Below are 17,272 nucleotides of genomic sequence, written 5' to 3' on the forward strand. Positions count from 1 at the left end.
CTGCCCTAATTTTTTGGTTACCCTATCCTTACTCCCTGCGTCCCCGCTACTAGCCCCGTTCGAAGCCCCGCTGAAGGAGCCATGAGCCCGAACACATCGCAGCCGCCGGCCGACGTTCTCGACGGGTTCGTGCCGTTCCCCGCTGATCGGGCCGCCGCCTACCGGGCGGCCGGCTACTGGGCGGGACGGCCCCTGGACGCGATCCTGACCGACGCGGCCCAGCAATGGCCCGACCGAACTGCCGTCGTCGACGCGATGGGCGACACTGGCCTCAGTTACGCGGACCTCGACGACCAGGCTAACCGCGCGGCCAGCGGACTGCGGGGCGCGGGTATCGCGCCGGGCGACCGGGTGTTGGTGCAGTTGCCGAATGGCTGCCAGTTCGCGGTGGCGTTGTTCGGGCTGTTGCGCGCGGGGGCGATCCCGGTGATGTGCCTGCCCGGTCACCGGGCCGCCGAGATGGGGCATTTCGCCGCGGTGAGCGGGGCCACCGCGCTGCTGATCGCCGATACCGCAGGCGGATTCGACTACCGGACGATGGCGCGGGGGCTCGTCGAGCGATGCACCGCGCTCGAGCACGTCATCGTCGACGGCGACCCGGGACCGTTCACCTCGTGGGCGCAACTGCGCGATCGGGCGGTCACCGGCGCGCCGCTGTCGGCACCCGACCCGGGATCGCCTGCGCTGCTGCTGGTTTCGGGCGGTACCACGGGCATGCCGAAGCTCATCCCGCGCACCCACGACGATTACGTCTTCAACGCGAGGGCCAGCGCCGAACTGTGCGGGCTGACCGGTGAGGACGTGTATTTGGCGGTGCTGTCGGCGGGCCACAACTTCCCGCTCGCCTGCCCGGGTCTGCTCGGCGCGATGACCGCCGGCGCCACCACCGTTTTCGGCACCGATCCCAGCCCCGAGGCGGCCTTTGCCGCCGTCGCGCGCCACGGTGTCACGGTGACCGCCCTGGTGCCGGCGCTGGCCAAGTTGTGGGCCCAAGCGTGCGACTGGGAACCCGTGACACCGAAGACGCTGCGGCTCTTACAGATTGGTGGCGCCAGGCTGGAACCCGAAGACGCCCGTTTGGTGCGTGCCGCCTTGACCCCCGGTCTTCAGCAGGTGTTCGGGATGGCCGAGGGGCTGCTGAACTACACCCGGCTCGATGATCCCGCGGAACTCACCGAGCACACCCAGGGGCGACCGTTGTGTCCAGCCGACGAACTGCGCGTCGTCGATGCGGAGGGCAAGCCGGTGCCTCAGGGCGAAGAAGGCGAACTTCTGGTTCGCGGGCCGTACACGTTCAACGGCTACTTTCGTGCCGATCGCGACAACGAACGCAGCTTCGACCCCGACGGCTTCTTCCGCAGCGGCGACGTGGTAAGGCTGCGCAACGACGGCTATCTGGTGGTCACCGGTCGGGTCAAAGACGTGATTTGCCGTGGCGGGGAGACGATTTCGGCGGCGGATCTGGAAGAGCAGTTGCACGGCCACCCGGCGATCTTCTCGGCCGCCGCGGTCGCGCTGCCCGACCGCTACCTGGGCGAGAAGATCTGTGCGGCGGTCGTTTTCAACGGTCCCGAACTGACGCTCGCGGAGGTCAACGGCTATCTGGACCAGCGTGGCGTGGCTGCGCATGCCCGCCCCGACGTCCTGGTGGCGATGACGTCACTGCCCACCACCCCGATCGGCAAGATCGATAAAAAGGCGATCGCCGGCCAGGTTTCCGCGCGATAAGCATCAGCCCGGCCCGGGCTGACCACGTCTGCCGGCGCTAGTCGAGGAGCTCGCCAACGATCCGGACGAGTTCGGCCGTGGCCTGATCGAGGGGCTCGATGGTGCGCTGGGCGCGACACATCGCGACCGTGCCTTCGACGGCCGCAACGACAAGCGTGGCAACGCGTTGCGCGTCGAGCGCGCTGGCGCCGTGTTGCTGCATCGATGTGGCCAGCAGCGCAGTCCAATTGCCGAAGGCGGCAGCCGCGGCCTCACGCGGCGCGGACTGTTCCTCAGGAAGGTCTTCCACCGAGACCGCCAGCACCGGACAGCCGGCATGAAAATCGCTATCGAGCACCACTTTTCGCCATATCGCGAGGAACGCCTGCAGTCCGGCCAGCGGCCCCGCGCTCAGCTCTTTGGTCAGGATCCCCGTGGTGATCTCGTCGGTCCATCGCACGGCCTCGGTTGCCAGATCGTATTTGCCGCCCGGGAAGTAATGATAGGTCGAGCCCAGCGGGGCCCGGGTGTGCTTGGCCAGTTCGCGGACACTGGTCGCGTTCAGCCCGCGGCGGCTGATCATATCGGCGGCCCCGGCAACCATTCGTGCGCGGGAGCCCGATGTGTTCTCGGCCACTGTTGGCACCCCTCCTTGCTATGACGACCGTTATAGCTTAGCGTGGGTCGCGTTATAGCGAGTGTTATAACTGGCGCGCCAGCCGGCCGCCAGAAGAAGGGCGGGCCCGATCACAGGGGAAGCCTTGCCCCCCAAGGCATTCGGCCAGTGATCGCCAGTAAACGCCCGCGTGCGCCAGCCAATTGCAAGGAGCCTTTGTGAAGAGTCTGATGTTCGTCGGATCCCGGCAGCTTCGCTTCGACGAGGTCGATGCGCCCACAATTGTCGACGCGGCTGATGCCTTGGTGCGTCCACTCGCGGCCACCACCTGTGACCTCGATCATGAGGTGATCGCCGGCAAAACGCCATTCTCAAACGTCGGCCCATTCCCGCTGGGCCACGAATGTGTAGGCACCGTCGTCGAAGTCGGCCCCGAGTGCACCACTGTCGCCGTGGGAGACATCGTCGGCGTGGCCTGGCACATCGCCTGCGGCGCCTGCGCGCAATGCAAACTCGGCCATCCCGCCCGGTGCCTGCACCACGGTGACGCTCAGTACGGCCTTCCTGTCAACGGTTTCTGGGGCGGCACGTTCTCCGAGCTGATCAGGGTCCCCTACGCCGATTACAACCTGGCGCCGCTGCCCACCGGGATCGACCCGGTCCACCTGGCCTCCATAGGCGACAACCTCGCGCTGGGGTGGGAGACCGTGATGCCGACCATCACCGGGATCGCCGACCCACAAATCGCAGTCTTCGGCGGGACACGATCGATCGGCCTGTACTGCGTGGACGTGGCCGTGCACTGCGCGGGCGCACGAACGGTCTACTACGACGACGACTGCGAGCGGATGGCCATCGCCGAGAAACTCGGCGCCGTGGTCCACGACATCAACGGCAAGCGCGAGAAAGACTTTCACCTCGCAGTGGATGCTTCGGCAGATCCCGACCGGCTCCGCAAAGCTCTGCTATCCGTGGTCCCCGAAGGACACGTCAACAGCGTCGGCATCTACTTTCAAGACCTGGCATTGCCAATGCTCCAGCTCTACCTGCGCGGTGTGCACTTCCACAACGGCAAGGGTCACGCCCGGCCCAACATGACTCCCACGCTCGACGCCGTCGCCGCCGGGATACTGCACCCCGAACTGATCACCAGCGGAACCTACAACTGGGGCGAGATCCCGGAGGTCCTGACTTCCAGGGATGCGGGCAGCAAACCGGTCTTCGTGCTGGACGACTGACCTCGCCGGCGGTCAGCCCATCGCCGCGTACAGGTCCGTAAGCAGGCCGGCCGTGGTCGGGAAGTCCATGCACTGATCGGTCACGGATTGGCCATAGGTCAGCTCGCCGCCGAGCGACTGCGCGCCTGCCACCAGGAAGCTCTCCAGCATCAGACCGGCGATACCGCGCTCGCCGGCGCCCAAGCGCGCGGCCACCTCGGCGGTGACTTCGGCCTGCCGCACATGGTCTTTGGCGGAGTTGGCGTGCGAGCAGTCGAGCATGACCTGCGCGGAAAGCCCGGCCTTCCCCAGCCGGTCAATGGCGCCGGCCACCGACGCCGCATCGTAGTTAGGCCCCGCAGTGCCGCCCCGAAGGATCACATGGCAGTCGGGATTGCCCATGGTCTGCACGACGGCCGCGCGACCGACGTTGTCGGTGCCGAAGAAATGGTGCGGTGCCGCAGCGGCTTTGACGCCGTCGATGGCGACCTGGATGTTGCCGTCGGTGCCGTTCTTGAATCCGACTGGCATCGACAGCCCGGACGCCAACTGACGGTGCACCTGCGACTCGGTGGTCCGGGCACCGATGGCGCCCCAGGCGACGGCGTCGGCGATGTATTGCGGACTGGTGGGCTCCAGGAATTCGCATCCGACCGGCAGGCCCACGTCGATGATGTCAAGCAGCAAACCGCGCGCGATCCGGATGCCACGTTCGACGTCGAAGCTGCCGTCCATGTTGGGATCGTTGATCAAGCCCTTCCAGCCGATGGTGGTACGCGGCTTCTCGAAGTAGACCCGCATCACGATCTTCAGCCGATCGGCGTACTCGGCCGCGAGCGGCGCAAGCCGGCGCGCGTAGTCGAGCGCGGCGACGGGATCATGCACCGAGCACGGACCGACCACCAGTAACAGCCGGTCGTCACCACCGGCCAGGATCGCCGAGATCTCCTCGCGATCGCGCTGCACGGCCTGGGCACGCCGGGCCGTCAGCGGCAGCTCGGTGCGGATCACGGCCGGCGCCGAGAGCTCCCGGAACGAAACGATCCGATGATCGGACGTATCGATGGTCGCCGTCTCACAATTGGTGATGGACATGGAGGGTGTGTGCCTTTCTCTGCTGGCTCCCAGGGCACGCCCGCTGGTTCCCGATGCCCTGAAAAACGAAAAGCAGCGACCTTGCGGTCACTGCCGGGCTCCGGGTATCAGTCGTGCGGTTGCGTCAACCAGACGCTGCATCGCTGGCTCCACCCGGAGCCACGATAAAGCGCCAATACGCGCGCACGCCGATATTCACGCCCGCAAAGATACCACGCGGCGCTGGCACGCCTGACAGCTGCCCGTTTTCGGCCCTCAGTCATCGCCGCGCACGTGGCGACGGACTAGCCAACTCCGTTGGCGCGCAACGCTTCGAGCAGTCTGTCCATCACCGCGCCGGCGTCCGCACGCGCCTGGCGTTGATCGTCGGCGCGGGCGATGTAGAGCGTCGCCTCGCGCAGTGCGCCCATGATCGTCAGCGCTGTCGCCTCGACGGGCTGGCGGGGGATGCTGCCGGACTCGATGGCGTCGGCGAGCAGCCCGGTGACGAATCCGATGTTGTAGCGGTGCCCGATGTCGCTCCAGCGTTCCCATCCCAGCACCGCCAGGGCCTCGAGCAACACGATGCGCTGGATCTCGGGTTCGGCGCATGCGTCCAGCCACAGCCCCGAACACAATCGCATGATCTCGACCGGATCCGAGTGCCCCGCGGCGGCGACGGCCTCCCCCATCCGGGCTGCCATCTCCCCCTCCACCTGCTCGAAGACCGCCGCGAACAGCTCCGTCTTGTCGGCGAAGTGGTGGTACAGGGCTCCGCGCGTTACCCCCGCGTCGCGGACGATGGTTTCCAGGGACGCGTCGGCGAATCCCACCGACGCGAACAACGGCCGGGCGGCACCGATCAGCGCATCCCGCGTCTCCGCCGCGCGTTCCGCTTGCGTGCGGCGACCGCCCTTCGCCATCGACCCTTACCTTTCACACCGCCCCGCGCATTGTCATACATACCGCATGCAGGTGGTGGATTACGGTACCGGCGCGGCGGTGTGCGTCTTCTCAGAACACCCTGAGCCGGCGCACGATGTCCAGCGCTGACGGGTCTCCCTCGGCCCGCACGCCCAAGCCCTCCCAGGCGCCGCGCTGGGTGACCCACCGCACGAAGGCCTGGGAATCGGACGTGATGCGTGCCGCGGTGTCGGGCTGGCCGCCAAGACGCAGGGTCCGGGCGCACAGCCCGTCGAGGCAGATCTCGACGCCCGCGGGTAAGTCGTTGAGCAGGTCGACATTCTGCTGGGGCAGTGCCGCTTCGATCCAGTCGAGCGTGGGTGCGAGTCGCAGTTCGTCGACCGGTGGCGGGGCTCCCTCCAATGGCCCATTTGGAGGAAACAGATCGTATCGAGTGTGAATGAACGCCTCGAAGACGAACGTTGTCGGCACCACCGAGGCCGGGTAGGTACCGACGTCTCCTATCGGTATGTCGACGTCCTGGCCCTCGATCGCCGCGAGCACCTCCAGCCCTCGCGCGCTGACCGATTCATAGTCCGCCACAACCTCTTTGGGGGTCATCGAGCGCCGCGAGTCGACATAGAGATCCGCCGCGCGTTCGGCGGGCATTCCGCCGGGGCTGGGCAGCGTCGACGGGTCGACCGCTAACCAGAAGCTGCATGCCATGTGCGACACCAGGTCCTGCACCGACCAGCCGGGGCAGCCACTTTCCTTCGCCCACAACTGATCCGGCATTCGCGAGCAAAGTTCCAACACGATTCGGCGTTCTTCCGCTATGGCGTCGAGCGTGGCACTCATGAGACCCCTCTTCCAGATACATACTGTATGTATGAACATACACACTGTATGTATGAAGTCAAGGCCGAGCCAATGACCGGTGGCGACGGGATTTGGCCGCGTCCGGGTCAACCGGTACCGAGGAGGCGTTGCTTTTGTTCGGCGAACTCGGTGTCGGTCAGCGCGCCGGTGGCTCGCAGTTCGGCGAGCTTTCCTAGCACGTCGGTGATTTCGCGTAGCTCGGCGGCGGTTCCGGTCGAGGCGTGCCGCTGCGGTTGCCCGCTCTCTGGTGCGGTCGCTCCCACGGGGACCGGGCGGCCGGTCGTGTCGCCCACGCCGGCCGGTTGGCGACCCCGGGAATCGGGTGTGCCGCGGCCGGACATCGCCATCAGTGGCGCACCACCGAACAGCGGCATCTGGCCGCTGAACAGCCCGGAACCCGCACGACCCGCCGGAACGGCGCCGGCGGCGGGCGACTCGAGCGCGGTGAGGCGCACCTCCGGCGCCGCCGTGGACCAACCCTGCGGCACCGACATGCCGCCCAACGAGTTCGCCCGTCCCATGCCCGCGGATACCGTCGTCGCTTTTCCGGGCGAGCGCGAAACAGCCGGGGCTTCCGGCTTTTCCGGCGCGGCCTTCAACTTCGTGCCCGGCTCCACGATTTTGTGTTCGGTGTCGGAAATGAAGCCCGCCGCCCCGGATACCCCGATCAGCCCGGTGCCATTGCCAAGGAATGCGGAGCCGAGCGACACCAGGTTGTACGGGTTCATGAAACTCGACAAGTCGCTCAGCCCCGAAGAGGCCGTCGAGGACGTCGTGAGGCTCTGCAGCGCGTTCGGCACCGCGGACATCGCATTGCCCGACAGCGCCGACTGCACGCGCCCGGCCGAGGTGCCGGCGGCCTGTGTCGTCGCGGCCGTCTGCGCGGCCAGCCCGCCCTGGTTGGTCGTCTGCTGAGGCGGGGTGAACGGTGTCACCTGCGAGGCCGCCTGCGAGGCACCGGCGTAGCCGTACATCGCGGCGACGTCCTGGGCCCACATTTCGCCGTAGGCGACCTCTGTGGCCGCGATCGCCGGGGTGTTCTGGCCCAGCAGATTGGTCGCGACCAGGGACGACAGCTGGGAACGGTTGGCCGCGATCACCGACGGGTGCACCGTCGCCGCGTACGCCGACTCATAGGCCGTCGCAGCGGCTTTGGCCTGAGCGCCGGCCTGCGTGGCCTGCTCAGCGGTGGCGTTCAGCCAGGCCACCTGCGGTGCGGCCGCGGCCGCGGTGGCCGCCGCGGACGGCCCCTGCCACGGCTCGGCGGTAAGTCCCGAGATCACCGACTCGATGTTGGCCGCCGCGGTGTGCAGCTCGCTGGCGAGCTCATCCCACGCCGCCGCTGCGGACAACAGCGACCCCGCGCCGGGGCCTGCATACATGCGGCCGGAATTGACCTCCGGCGGCAATACCGCGAAGTGCATCGAGTTCCTCTGGGATCGTGGGGGCATCGGTCATCTGACCCCCGCTCACGTTCCCTTTGGTACCACGCGCTTTCAATTCTCAATCCTTCAGCACAACATCGGCGCGGGCAGCGACGCTCCCCCACACGATGTGCCGATTGCGCTGCTGCGCTGGCCTTTCCATGCGGCGGCCAAAGTCATTGCCCACGGCCAGGACTGGTGCATAGGCGGAAAGTGAACATCCTCACACCGCAGTCCGGTACCCGCGACCGGCGGTACGTCGCTTCGACAGTCGAAGTGATCGCCGGATGAGACTCACGTGGCAAGGGGTGGCGGATCGACTCGATTGCGGGCGTCACGTTCGCACGAGGCGCGGTCGTTCACGGCGTCGCGGATGGGGGGTATTCGGGGACCCACCGCACCTGCGCGATGCGCTCGGTGAGTTCGGCGTCGCTGCGCCTCGGGGCGACGCCGTCCGCGACGGCCTGCGCGGCGACGGCCTGCGCGATCCGCACCGCGACATCGGGCACGTCCGACCATGCGGGCAGCAGCGGCTGGTCGGGGTCGGAGAGGGCCGGCGAGGCCTCGCCCAGGGTTTCGGCGGCGACCCGCATCATCTCGTCGGTGACACGCGTCGCCTGAGCCGCGGTCACCGCCAGCCCCATCGCGGGGAAGATATAAACGTTATTGCATTGGGCCACCGGGCGTTCCACGCCGTTCCGGTGAAGCGGCGCGAACGGTGAGCCGGTGGCGATCAGGGCCCGCCCGTCGGTCCACTGATCCAACTCCGCCGGGTGCGCCTCGGCGCGGCTCGTCGGGTTGGAGAGCGGGAAGATGATCGGCCGCTCGGTCTTGCCGGCGAGCTCGCGCACGATGCCCTCGGTGAAGGCGCCCGCCGCGGTCGACAGGCCGAGCAGCACACCCGCGTCGACACGGTGCACGACGTCGGCGAGCTGGGCGGGTCCCGAAAGACCCCAATCCGCGACGCGGTCGGCCGGCTGGGCGAATCCGCGCTGCGCGTCGGACAGGTCGGTGCGGTCATCGGTGAGTAGCCCGACCACGTCGACAACCCAAATACGCTGGGAAGCATCCTTTTCGGACAAACCTTCGGTCATCATCTGCCGTCGGATCATGTCGAGCACTCCGATGCCGGCCGAGCCGGCGCCGAGCATGATGACCTGTTGCTGCGACAGCGGGCGGCCGGCGACTTTGGCGGCGCCGTGCAGCGCTCCGACGGTGACGGCGGCCGTCCCCTGGATGTCGTCGTTGAAGGTGAGGAGCTGGTCGCGGTAGCGGGCCAGGATGGGCAGCGCGTGCGTCGTGGCGAAGTCCTCCCACTGCAGCAGCACATTGGGCAGCTGCTTGCGCACCGCGGTGACGAACTTGTCGATGAACGCGTAGTAATCGTCGTCGTCGATGCGCCGGTGCCGCCAGCCCAGGTATTGGGGATCGTCGAGAAGTTCGCTGTTGTCGGTGCCCACGTCGAGCACGATCGGCAGGGTGCGCGCGGGATCGATCCCCCCGATCAGGGTGTACAGGGAAAGCTTTCCGATCGGGATGCCCATCCCGCCGATGCCCTGATCGCCCAGGCCGAGGATGCGCTGCCCATCGGTCACCACGATCACGTCGACGTCGCGCTGTGGCCGGTTGTCCAGCACCTCGTCCAGACAGTCGCCCTCCGCGTAGGAAACGAACAGCCCTCGGGGCCGCCGGTAGATCTCGCTGAAACGCTGGCAAGCCTCGCCCACTGTGGGGGTGTAGACGATCGGCAGCGCCTCGGGGATGTGATCATGCAACACCCGGTAGAACAGCGTTTCGTTGCGGTCCTGCAATGCCCGCAGGTAGATGTGTTTGTCGAGATCATCGCGCCGAGTGGAGAATTCGTGCCAGCAGTGCTCGGCTTGCTGCTCCAGGGTCTTCACGGTCGTGGGCAGCAGACCCAAGAGCCCCAGCCGCCGGCGCTCGGATTCGGTGAAGGCCGTGCCTTTGGTGGTCAACGCATCGAACAGCCTGGCCGTACCGCGGAGCTCATCGGGCATCGTCGGCATCCGTTCTTTCGAAGATTCACGGTGACGAGAAACGACGGGTTGTCCCGACCATCATCGGTCATCGCAGGACGCCCTGTCTGCGCGTCGGGACGGTGTGCCCCCGACGTCGTCGCGGCGGTCTGAGCTCACCGTGAAGGCAACGGCGTGCCGAACACCGGCCTTCGCCGCTGATCCATCTGACGCGCAAAGATTTCCACGGTGCTGGGAATTCGAGCTCGCGGTTACCGCGTAGCGCGCACGTGACAAGGTTCACCACGTCGGGCCGAACGGATAGCAGTTTGCTGCCGGGGCCGGGGTCATCGCCGGACCGGCGCACTCAGGTTGGCATTAGCAGGGCCGTAGGGCCCAGTCTCGCTGCCCTTTTGGTAATCGATTGGTCGTTTGCCCGGATCACCGGTGCGAGGAATCTTTCGTTGACACTATTCCAATACCGACATACATCACGATATGGTAACTGAGGCGCCGTTTTGGCAGGCCTGGCAGCGTCAGGCGAGGTCTCCCCAAGATGGCGCTCGCTCTACGGGTGGGAATCGACAGGTTGGGTCGTCACGTCGAGATAAATGGTTGTTTGACTGGTCGTTCCGTGTTAATGAAGCGCGCATTAAATGACCATGGATTGTCGACTACCTCACGCGAGCACACATTCGGTTGACAGAACTTGTTGATGGTAACTCCGGCCCGAAAGGGGAATTTCATGATTGCGCCGCGGGATCGCCGGCAAGTCATTTATTTGCCCTGCTCGACAGCGTGGCGACCGCCGACTGAAACTCCAACGAGCTCAATCTCCGGCGTGTCTGGATCCTCGCCGCACGCCGTAGACCACTTGCTGGGCCCGCGGAACTCGATCGCTTCGGCAACCGACTTACTCAGCGATTCACGCGCGTTGCCGTTAAGGTCATCCGAACCGGTGTCGCCAGCTGACGGAGAAAGGTAGCGCATGTTCTTGGGCACGGTTGAGGACTGGACAGCCGAGGGCACAGTCGTCTCCTGGTATCCCACGGCCGCCACGTATCGGCGCGCCGCCGAAGCGCAGCACCACCCCGCCCCGGTGAGTTATCAGCAGGCGCAGCATCTCCGCTATTACCGACGCCAGGTCAGCCGGGGCCGTGACATCCCCCGGTTGTGCATCGGGGCGTGGGAGATCAGCGGCATCTGCGATATCGATGCGATGACCCAAGCCGTGAACAGTCACCTGCGGCGGCACGATACTTACCACGACCGTTTTGCCTTCGGGGATGACGACGAGGTCCTTCGCTATGTCATCCCCGACCCGGAGGCCATCACCCTGGCACCGACCGATCTCGGCAGGATGGCGCCGAACCAGATCCGCAAACTGCTTCTCGATACGCCCGACCCGCTGCAATGGGACTGCTTTACCTTCGGCATCATTCAGGCCCAGGACCGGTTCACCATCTTCATCGCCGTCGACCACCTGCGTGCCGATGGCATGTCGGCGGGCGTGATCTTTCTCGACATCCAGACGATGTACTTCGCCGCGCTGCAGCGGACGGAAAACCCGCTGCCGCCCGCCCCCAGCCATCGCGAATACAGCGCGAACCAGCACGCCTACACCCGAGGACTGAGCGAGGACTCGCCCGAGATCCAGTCGTGGCGGGCCTTTCTCGCGGCGAACGGTGGGGCGCTACCGAAATTTCCGCTGGAACTGGGTGAGTCGAACGCCGACACGCCTGGCGCCATCGACGTATTCGACCTGATCGATGACGACCAGGGCCGCCGGTTCGAAGCGGTGTGCCGTGCGGCGGGCGCGCGTTTCAGCGGTGGCGTGTTCGCCTGCGCCGCGCTGACCGAGCACCGATTGACGGGCGCCGCAACGTATTTCGGCCTCACACCGTTCGACAATCGGCGGGAGCCCACGTACGCCACCGCGGTGGGCTGGCTGGCCAGTTTCGTCCCGTTGGCGATTCCGACCGCCGGCGCGTCCTTCGACGAGGTGGTCAGCGCCGCGCAGGCGTCTTTCGACGGCAACACCGCCTTGGGCGCCGTGCCCTACTACCACCTGCTCGAATCCACCGATCCGTCGTCGAGCCCCATCGAGGTCCCGGACCGTCCGGTCCCCATGCTGTCCTACATCGACATCCGGAAGTTGCCGTTCGGTGACTACTTCGACGGCTTGCGCGCCGGCGTGTGGGGCGATAACCGGCTATCGGAGACGGTGTGCATGTGGGTCAATCGCATGCACGACAAAACACAGCTGGTGGTCGCCTACCCGGGCACCGACGTCGCCCGCAGCTCCGTCCTGCGCTACGTCGAGACGATGCGTGCCGAGTTCACCCGGGTGTCCGACGCCGGTCTGCGCATCGATGCGTGATGTAGTTCCCATCCCGCCCTGGGTCTCGGTATGAGTGCCCTGGTGGCACTGACTTTGCGGACGGTGTCAGCCTCTCGGCGCGACGCCGACCTACTCTTTGCGGCGCTGGCACCGGTGGGCTGTTTCCTGGGCTTCACCCTGGTGCTCGGCGGCCTCATCCACACCGGACCGATGAGCTATCCGCAGTACGTCGTTCCGGTGGTCATCGTGCAGGCGATGCTGTTCGGGGCCATGACCACGGCCGACCGGGCCGCACGAGACCGGTTGTCCGGCTTCGGTTCCCGACTTCGCACCCTGCCGGTTTCCGCGGCGGTGCCGCTGGGCGCGCGGATGCTCTATTGCCTGACACGCGCGATCGTCGCGTTGGTCGCGGCCATCGCGGTCGGATGGTTGTTCGACTTCCGGATGGAAGGCGGCCCGGGCGACACGGTGCTGTTCGTGATCATCGTGGTGGCATTCGCGATGGCGGTCTGCCTCGGCGCGGACGCCTTGGGTTCCCGGGCCGGCTCCGTCGAGTCATCGAGCCAATTGCTGCTTCTCCCCCAACTGGTCCTGGTCTTGTTGTCCACCGGCATCGCTCCGGCGGAATCGTTCCCGACATGGCTCGGTCCGTTCATTCGCAACCAACCGGTGTCTCAGGTCACCGAGACGCTCCGCGGTCTTGCCACCGGTCATGTCACCGGCCGGGATCTGGCGGTGACATCGGCGTGGTGTCTTGGCCTGCTCGGACTCTTCGGCGTTCTCGCGGTGCGGATGCAGCGGCGCGTCAGCGCAGGACGCTCCGGCTCACCGCTGATCGTTCGCAGGGCGCGTCACGACGAGTTGCCGGGTCGCGATGCGCCCACGGATCGCACCCGGCCGACCGTCAGCGCCGTTACACGGCAAGAGATCCCGTGTGCTACATCGCTGACCGCCTTCGTCAGCCATAGCGCTTCTGAGGCGGGACGGCTGCTGCGCCGCTGGCGCCGCGACCCGATTGTCGCAGTGCAAGCGCTGCTGTTTCCGACCTTTCTCCTCATCATCTACAAACTGCTGGTCGGCAAATCCGTCCTGGCCACCACCGGACACGACAGCCTGTACGGGCTGGTCCCGATGTGCGCGGTGGTCGGCGCGGTGTTCGGAACCCTCGGCGCGGGTTTGGCTTTGCCGTCGGAGCGCGAGGCCGGCGTGCTGACCAGGCTGTGGGTGCAGCCGGTTCATCGGGCCAGCACCGTGGCCGGGCGACTGGTCGCCGAGGCCGCGCGGACTATCATGTCCGCCCTCGTTCTGACCGCCTTCGGAATCGCATTGGGTCTGCGCTTCAACTACGGATGGATCGCGATGCTGGGTTTCATCCTGATGCCCGTGGCGATTTCGGCCGGCATGGCGACATTGGTCATCGCCGTCGCTGCCCGCGCGGACGGCAAGGCGATGGTGACCTGGCTGGGTGCGGGGTGCGTGGTGCTGCTCTTCCTGAACACCGGTGTGGCGCCCGCCGAGGTGTTTCCGGGCTGGCTACAACCGGTGGTGCGGTTCTCGCCCATCTCTCCGACGATCGAGGCGATGCGCGCGCTCGCGGAGGGCGGTCCGGTGCTCTCGCCGCTGTGGCAGGCGGCTTTATGGGGCGGCGTTCTCGTCGCGGTGTTCGCGCCGGTGGCGGTGCGCGGGTATCGCGCCGCCGCCGAGGCGGGGTGCTAGTGGCGCGGCTGGCCCTGCTGGACCAGGCCGCCTTCCTGCGGTTGCGCGCCACCGGTCAGGGCAGCACCGTGCAATCCACGTGGATCTACGACCGCGACGTGAACATCGACGAACTGCGGACCTTCAACGACAATCTCGGGGCCGGCCTGCTCGGACGCCGAATCGAGCGCTCGCCGCTGCCGTTCGGGCGTCATCGCTGGGTGCTCGACAGCCGCTCGCCCGACATCGCGTGGGAAGCGCGGCGACCGCGGGGCGAGATCGGCGCATGGCTCGAGCGTCGCGCACAGGTGGGCGTCGATCCCGAGCGCGGCCCGGCGTTTCATCTCGGTGTCCTGCCGTTGGACGACGGCGGCGCGGCGGTCACCCTGGTGGCATCGCACTGCGTGGTCGACGGCCTCGGGCTGGTATTGGCCGTCGCCGAAGCGGTCAAGGGTGAACGACGCAATCTTGGCTATTCGCAGCCGAATTCGCGTGGGCGGGGGCGCGCCGTGCTGGAGGATCTCGTCGACGCCGTTCGCGCCCTGCCGGCGGCGATCCGAGCGCTCATCGCGACGCTGCTGCTTTTGCTCAGGGTCTCCTCCGATCAGCGGGGGCAGCCTCGGGCGCCGCGGACCGGCGGCCCTGTCCCGGTTGACGACGACCCGAATACCTCGCCGTCGGTGACGATCCAGACCGACGCCGCGGTGTGGGAGGCGCGAGCGCGCACGCTGAACGGAAGCGGCAACGCACTTTTCGTCGCTTTCGCCGCTCGCCTGGCTTACCGGATGGGCAGGGTGCTGCCCGACGGGAACTCCGTGACCGTGGTGCTTCCGGTCAGCGACCGCACCCCCGGCGACGACCGCGCCAATGCGCTGACCTCGATCACGCTGACCGTCGACGGCGCCGCGGTGGCCAGAGACTTGAGCGGCGTCCGCGCCGACGTCAAGAGATCGCTGACCGCCCTGGAGCGCCAGCCCAACGAAATGCTCGCCGGACTGCCGCTGATCCCGTTCACGCCACGCTGGTTGGTGCGGCGCGCCGAAGGCATCGCCATGTCGTCCGGCCAGCTGCCGGTGGGGTGTTCCAATCTCGGGAGCCTCGACAGCGCCGTTGGGCGCATCGACGGCGCGGACGCCGCCGAGGTCTCCATGCGCCTCGCGGACCAGGGCATCACCCCGGCCCGCATCGAGCAGGCACGGGGCCAATTGTTCTGCGGCACAGGCACCGTCAACGGCAGCCGGTTTCTCACCATCGTTGCGTATCAGAGCGGCGCCGGCGGCGCGACGGCCACCCGCGAGCTGGCGTGCGCCGCGCTCGCCGACCTGCAGCTGTCCGCCACCACCGTGCATGAGGGCCGGATCTGACGGTGAACGTAGGCGTTATGGTGGATCCCCGTGCCCTGAACCGACTGGTGGGTATCGGCGCCGCCATCGCGGCGTGGACCGCACTCGTGTTGTGGTGCGCGGTCAAGGTCGTTCCGCTCGACGTGTACTGGATGTCGTATTACGCCGCCGACTACACGCACGGTTTCGTCCGACGCGGGCTCGCCGGTGAACTGGTTCGGCTGGTCCCGAACCACTACTTCGGGGCCACGCTCGGCCTGCGCTGGGTGTCGACCGCGGTCTACCTGTGCGCGCTGGCCGCCGTCGCGGGCGTGGTGCTGTCGCACCACTATCGATCTGAGCGCCGGCTGATGGTTGCCATGCTGATTCCGTTGCTGCCGTTCGGTGTTCCGTTCGCGGCGTTCTCGGCCCGCCCCGACCTGTTCGGTGCGGCGGCCCTGGCGCTGTTCAGCTCGGCGTTGATGCTCACGCGTTCTCGCCCCGTGGCGATGGGTTGGTGCGCGGCTTACGGCGCCGTGATCGCGGTGCTGACGCTGATGCACGAGGCGATAGGGCTGCAGTTCGCCCTGGGGACGGTGCTGGCGATCGTCGTCCTCGGCGGTGCGCTGGAATCAGGTCAGCGCCTGGGCGCGCTCCTGGCCGTGACCCCGGGTGTGATCACCACGGCCGTCGTTGCGGCGTTCGGTCGCCACGACGTCGCGTCACGACTGTGTGCTGCCGTGCCGCATCACCGGATGCCAAACCCCTTCGCGACGGTCACGTCGCCGGAGACGCTGCTGCGCTTCGTGCTCGACGGGCGGTCCAGTCAGACGGACTACCACGACTGGGTGTGCCGCAATGTGACGCCGAACTACGACAACGGCATCTCGGATGCCATTCGCACCGTCGGTCATATCGGAGCACTCGGCCTCACCGTCTCGTTGCTCTTCGGCGCCGCCGCGGTCGCCGCGACGTTGTGGGGGCTCCGCGAGCTTTCCGGCGTGCCCCTGCGTGCGTTCGCCGAGTCGTTGCGGGGCCGGGTGGCCTGGGTTGCCGCCGGGCTGTTGCTGGTTATCCCGGTCTTCCTCACCGGCTACGACTGGACCCGCTGGCTGACAATCATCGCGTTCGACGTCGCGGTCGTGTTCATTCTCTTCGCCGCACGTCGACCGGAGATGGACCAAGCGCCCACACCAAAAACCCTGCGGCTGTTCGTTTTCCTCGCCATCGCATTCGCACTGATCCCGGTCGGCGCCGTCCCCGGTTTCGGCGGCCCGCTGATGGTTTGACCGACCCCCTTCTCCGAAGGGGTTTACGGCCATGCACGCGTTGTGTTCCAATCCAGAAGTGGCACGGCCCATTCCAAGCATCCGACTATCCGGCTGGCCTGTGCTAGCGGGTTCGCCTGCAATCCACCAGCCGCCATGTTGATCACCCTGATCGCGATGGCTTTCGTTGTGAGCCTCGAGCCATTCCGGATCGGCATGACGGTCCTGATGCTGAACAGGCCCAGGCCGATGCTGCAGCTGCTGTCATTCTTGGGCGGCGGTTTCGCGATGGGAATGACGGTGGGGCTGCTTGTGGTGTTCGTCTTTCGACGCACGCTGCTGGGGTCTACCTATTTCACATTGCCCCGGGTGCAAATACTGATCGGCGTGTTCGCGCTACTGCTCGCCGCCACACTCGTCGCGATGGACCGCACGCACCGTTCGGGCCCGCAGCCGGGAATGCTCGCGACGCGGGTCCAACAACTGCTGAACGGGCGTTCGCTATGGATCGCAGGCGTCGCGGGCCTCGGCATCGCGCTGCCGTCGGTGGACTATCTGGCCGCGCTGGCCGTGATCTTGGCCTCCGGTGCCACGGCGACGACACAGGTCGGGGCGCTTCTGGTATTCAATTGTGTCGCCTTCGCTCTCGTGGAGATTCCGCTCCTTTCCTACCTGCTGGCCCCGCAGGCGACGCACGCGTCGATGGTCGCGCTGCATGGCTGGATCCGATCACGGCGTCGCATCGAGGTCGCCGCGCTGCTGGCCGCGGTCGGCTGCGTCCTGCTTGCGATCGGGGCGCAAACCTGTGACCGGACGGACTGCCCAGCACCGCCGGACGTGTTGTGCCGCA

Annotated in this window: 13 protein-coding genes and 1 pseudogene; 8 read left to right on the forward strand and 6 right to left on the reverse strand. The window is 67.0% G+C overall.

The genetic code is table 11. The annotated features are described in order from the left end of the window. The first annotated feature begins 81 nt into the window (after positions 1 to 81). Positions 82 to 1,728, forward strand: a complete 1,647-nt coding sequence (locus tag B9D87_RS09590; RefSeq protein WP_007770236.1) for a (2,3-dihydroxybenzoyl)adenylate synthase — start codon at positions 82 to 84, stop codon at positions 1,726 to 1,728. 37 nt (positions 1,729 to 1,765) lie between these two features. Here the strand turns inward: B9D87_RS09590 and B9D87_RS09595 are convergent, their stop codons facing one another. After that, on the reverse strand, positions 1,766 to 2,311 hold the full coding sequence (locus tag B9D87_RS09595) for a TetR/AcrR family transcriptional regulator (RefSeq protein ID WP_415623562.1): 546 nt from the start codon (positions 2,309 to 2,311) through the stop codon (positions 1,766 to 1,768). Positions 2,312 to 2,541: 230 nt separating this feature from the next. Here B9D87_RS09595 and B9D87_RS09600 point away from each other — a divergent pair, with 230 nt between their 5' ends. Further along, positions 2,542 to 3,561, forward strand: coding sequence for a zinc-dependent alcohol dehydrogenase (locus B9D87_RS09600; RefSeq protein ID WP_040629726.1), 1,020 nt, complete (start codon positions 2,542 to 2,544; stop codon positions 3,559 to 3,561). Between the two features lie 12 nt (positions 3,562 to 3,573). Here the strand turns inward: B9D87_RS09600 and B9D87_RS09605 are convergent, their stop codons facing one another. The 4 genes from B9D87_RS09605 to B9D87_RS09620 all read right to left on the reverse strand — a co-directional run bounded on the left by B9D87_RS09605 (position 3,574) and on the right by B9D87_RS09620 (position 7,820). After that, on the reverse strand, positions 3,574 to 4,635 hold the full coding sequence (locus B9D87_RS09605) for a 3-deoxy-7-phosphoheptulonate synthase (protein ID WP_007770229.1): 1,062 nt from the start codon (positions 4,633 to 4,635) through the stop codon (positions 3,574 to 3,576). Between the two features lie 284 nt (positions 4,636 to 4,919). Then, the gene (locus B9D87_RS09610; RefSeq protein WP_007770227.1) at positions 4,920 to 5,537 is read right to left on the reverse strand and encodes a TetR/AcrR family transcriptional regulator; all 618 of its coding nucleotides are present in this window, start codon (positions 5,535 to 5,537) and stop codon (positions 4,920 to 4,922) included. Between the two features lie 91 nt (positions 5,538 to 5,628). Continuing rightward, positions 5,629 to 6,312, reverse strand: coding sequence for a maleylpyruvate isomerase family mycothiol-dependent enzyme (locus B9D87_RS09615; protein WP_040629724.1), 684 nt, complete (start codon positions 6,310 to 6,312; stop codon positions 5,629 to 5,631). Positions 6,313 to 6,482: 170 nt separating this feature from the next. Beyond that, the gene (locus B9D87_RS09620; RefSeq protein ID WP_007770223.1) at positions 6,483 to 7,820 is read right to left on the reverse strand and encodes a PPE family protein, SVP subgroup; all 1,338 of its coding nucleotides are present in this window, start codon (positions 7,818 to 7,820) and stop codon (positions 6,483 to 6,485) included. On the opposite strand from B9D87_RS09620, the gene B9D87_RS27010 reads away from it, so the two are divergent. Continuing rightward, entirely contained in the window at positions 7,777 to 8,037 is a 261-nt protein-coding gene (locus B9D87_RS27010) for a hypothetical protein (protein WP_167540304.1), read from the forward strand. The two genes, B9D87_RS09620 and B9D87_RS27010, sit on opposite strands and share 44 nt — an antisense overlap. Before the next feature lie 142 nt (positions 8,038 to 8,179). Here B9D87_RS27010 and B9D87_RS09625 read toward each other — a convergent pair whose 3' ends face one another. Then, on the reverse strand, positions 8,180 to 9,838 hold the full coding sequence (locus tag B9D87_RS09625) for an NAD-dependent malic enzyme (RefSeq protein WP_040630120.1): 1,659 nt from the start codon (positions 9,836 to 9,838) through the stop codon (positions 8,180 to 8,182). Between the two features lie 946 nt (positions 9,839 to 10,784). Between B9D87_RS09625 and B9D87_RS09630 the strand changes: the two genes are divergently transcribed. The 5 genes and pseudogenes from B9D87_RS09630 to B9D87_RS09650 all read left to right on the forward strand — a co-directional run. Continuing rightward, positions 10,785 to 12,176: a condensation domain-containing protein gene (locus B9D87_RS09630; RefSeq protein ID WP_007770221.1), complete on the forward strand. Its 1,392-nt coding sequence runs from the start codon at positions 10,785 to 10,787 to the stop codon at positions 12,174 to 12,176. Between the two features lie 30 nt (positions 12,177 to 12,206). Continuing rightward, positions 12,207 to 13,853, forward strand: coding sequence for an ABC transporter permease (locus tag B9D87_RS09635; protein WP_040629722.1), 1,647 nt, complete (start codon positions 12,207 to 12,209; stop codon positions 13,851 to 13,853). Further along, positions 13,853 to 15,196 carry a hypothetical protein gene (locus tag B9D87_RS09640; protein WP_007770219.1) on the forward strand — a complete coding sequence of 448 codons (1,344 nt, stop codon included), beginning with the start codon at positions 13,853 to 13,855 and terminating at the stop codon, positions 15,194 to 15,196. The genes B9D87_RS09635 and B9D87_RS09640 overlap by 1 nt, the downstream gene beginning before the upstream one ends. A 17-nt stretch (positions 15,197 to 15,213) precedes the next feature. Further along, positions 15,214 to 16,443, forward strand: coding sequence for an Rv1490 family membrane protein (locus tag B9D87_RS09645; RefSeq protein ID WP_007770217.1), 1,230 nt, complete (start codon positions 15,214 to 15,216; stop codon positions 16,441 to 16,443). Between the two features lie 135 nt (positions 16,444 to 16,578). Beyond that, positions 16,579 to 17,217 (forward strand): annotated as a pseudogene (locus tag B9D87_RS09650) (GAP family protein); the annotation flags it as partial. Positions 17,218 to 17,272: the final 55 nt, after the last annotated feature.

The organism is Mycobacterium colombiense CECT 3035 (assembly GCF_002105755.1).
GTDB classification, from domain to species: Bacteria; Actinomycetota; Actinomycetes; order Mycobacteriales; family Mycobacteriaceae; genus Mycobacterium; species Mycobacterium colombiense.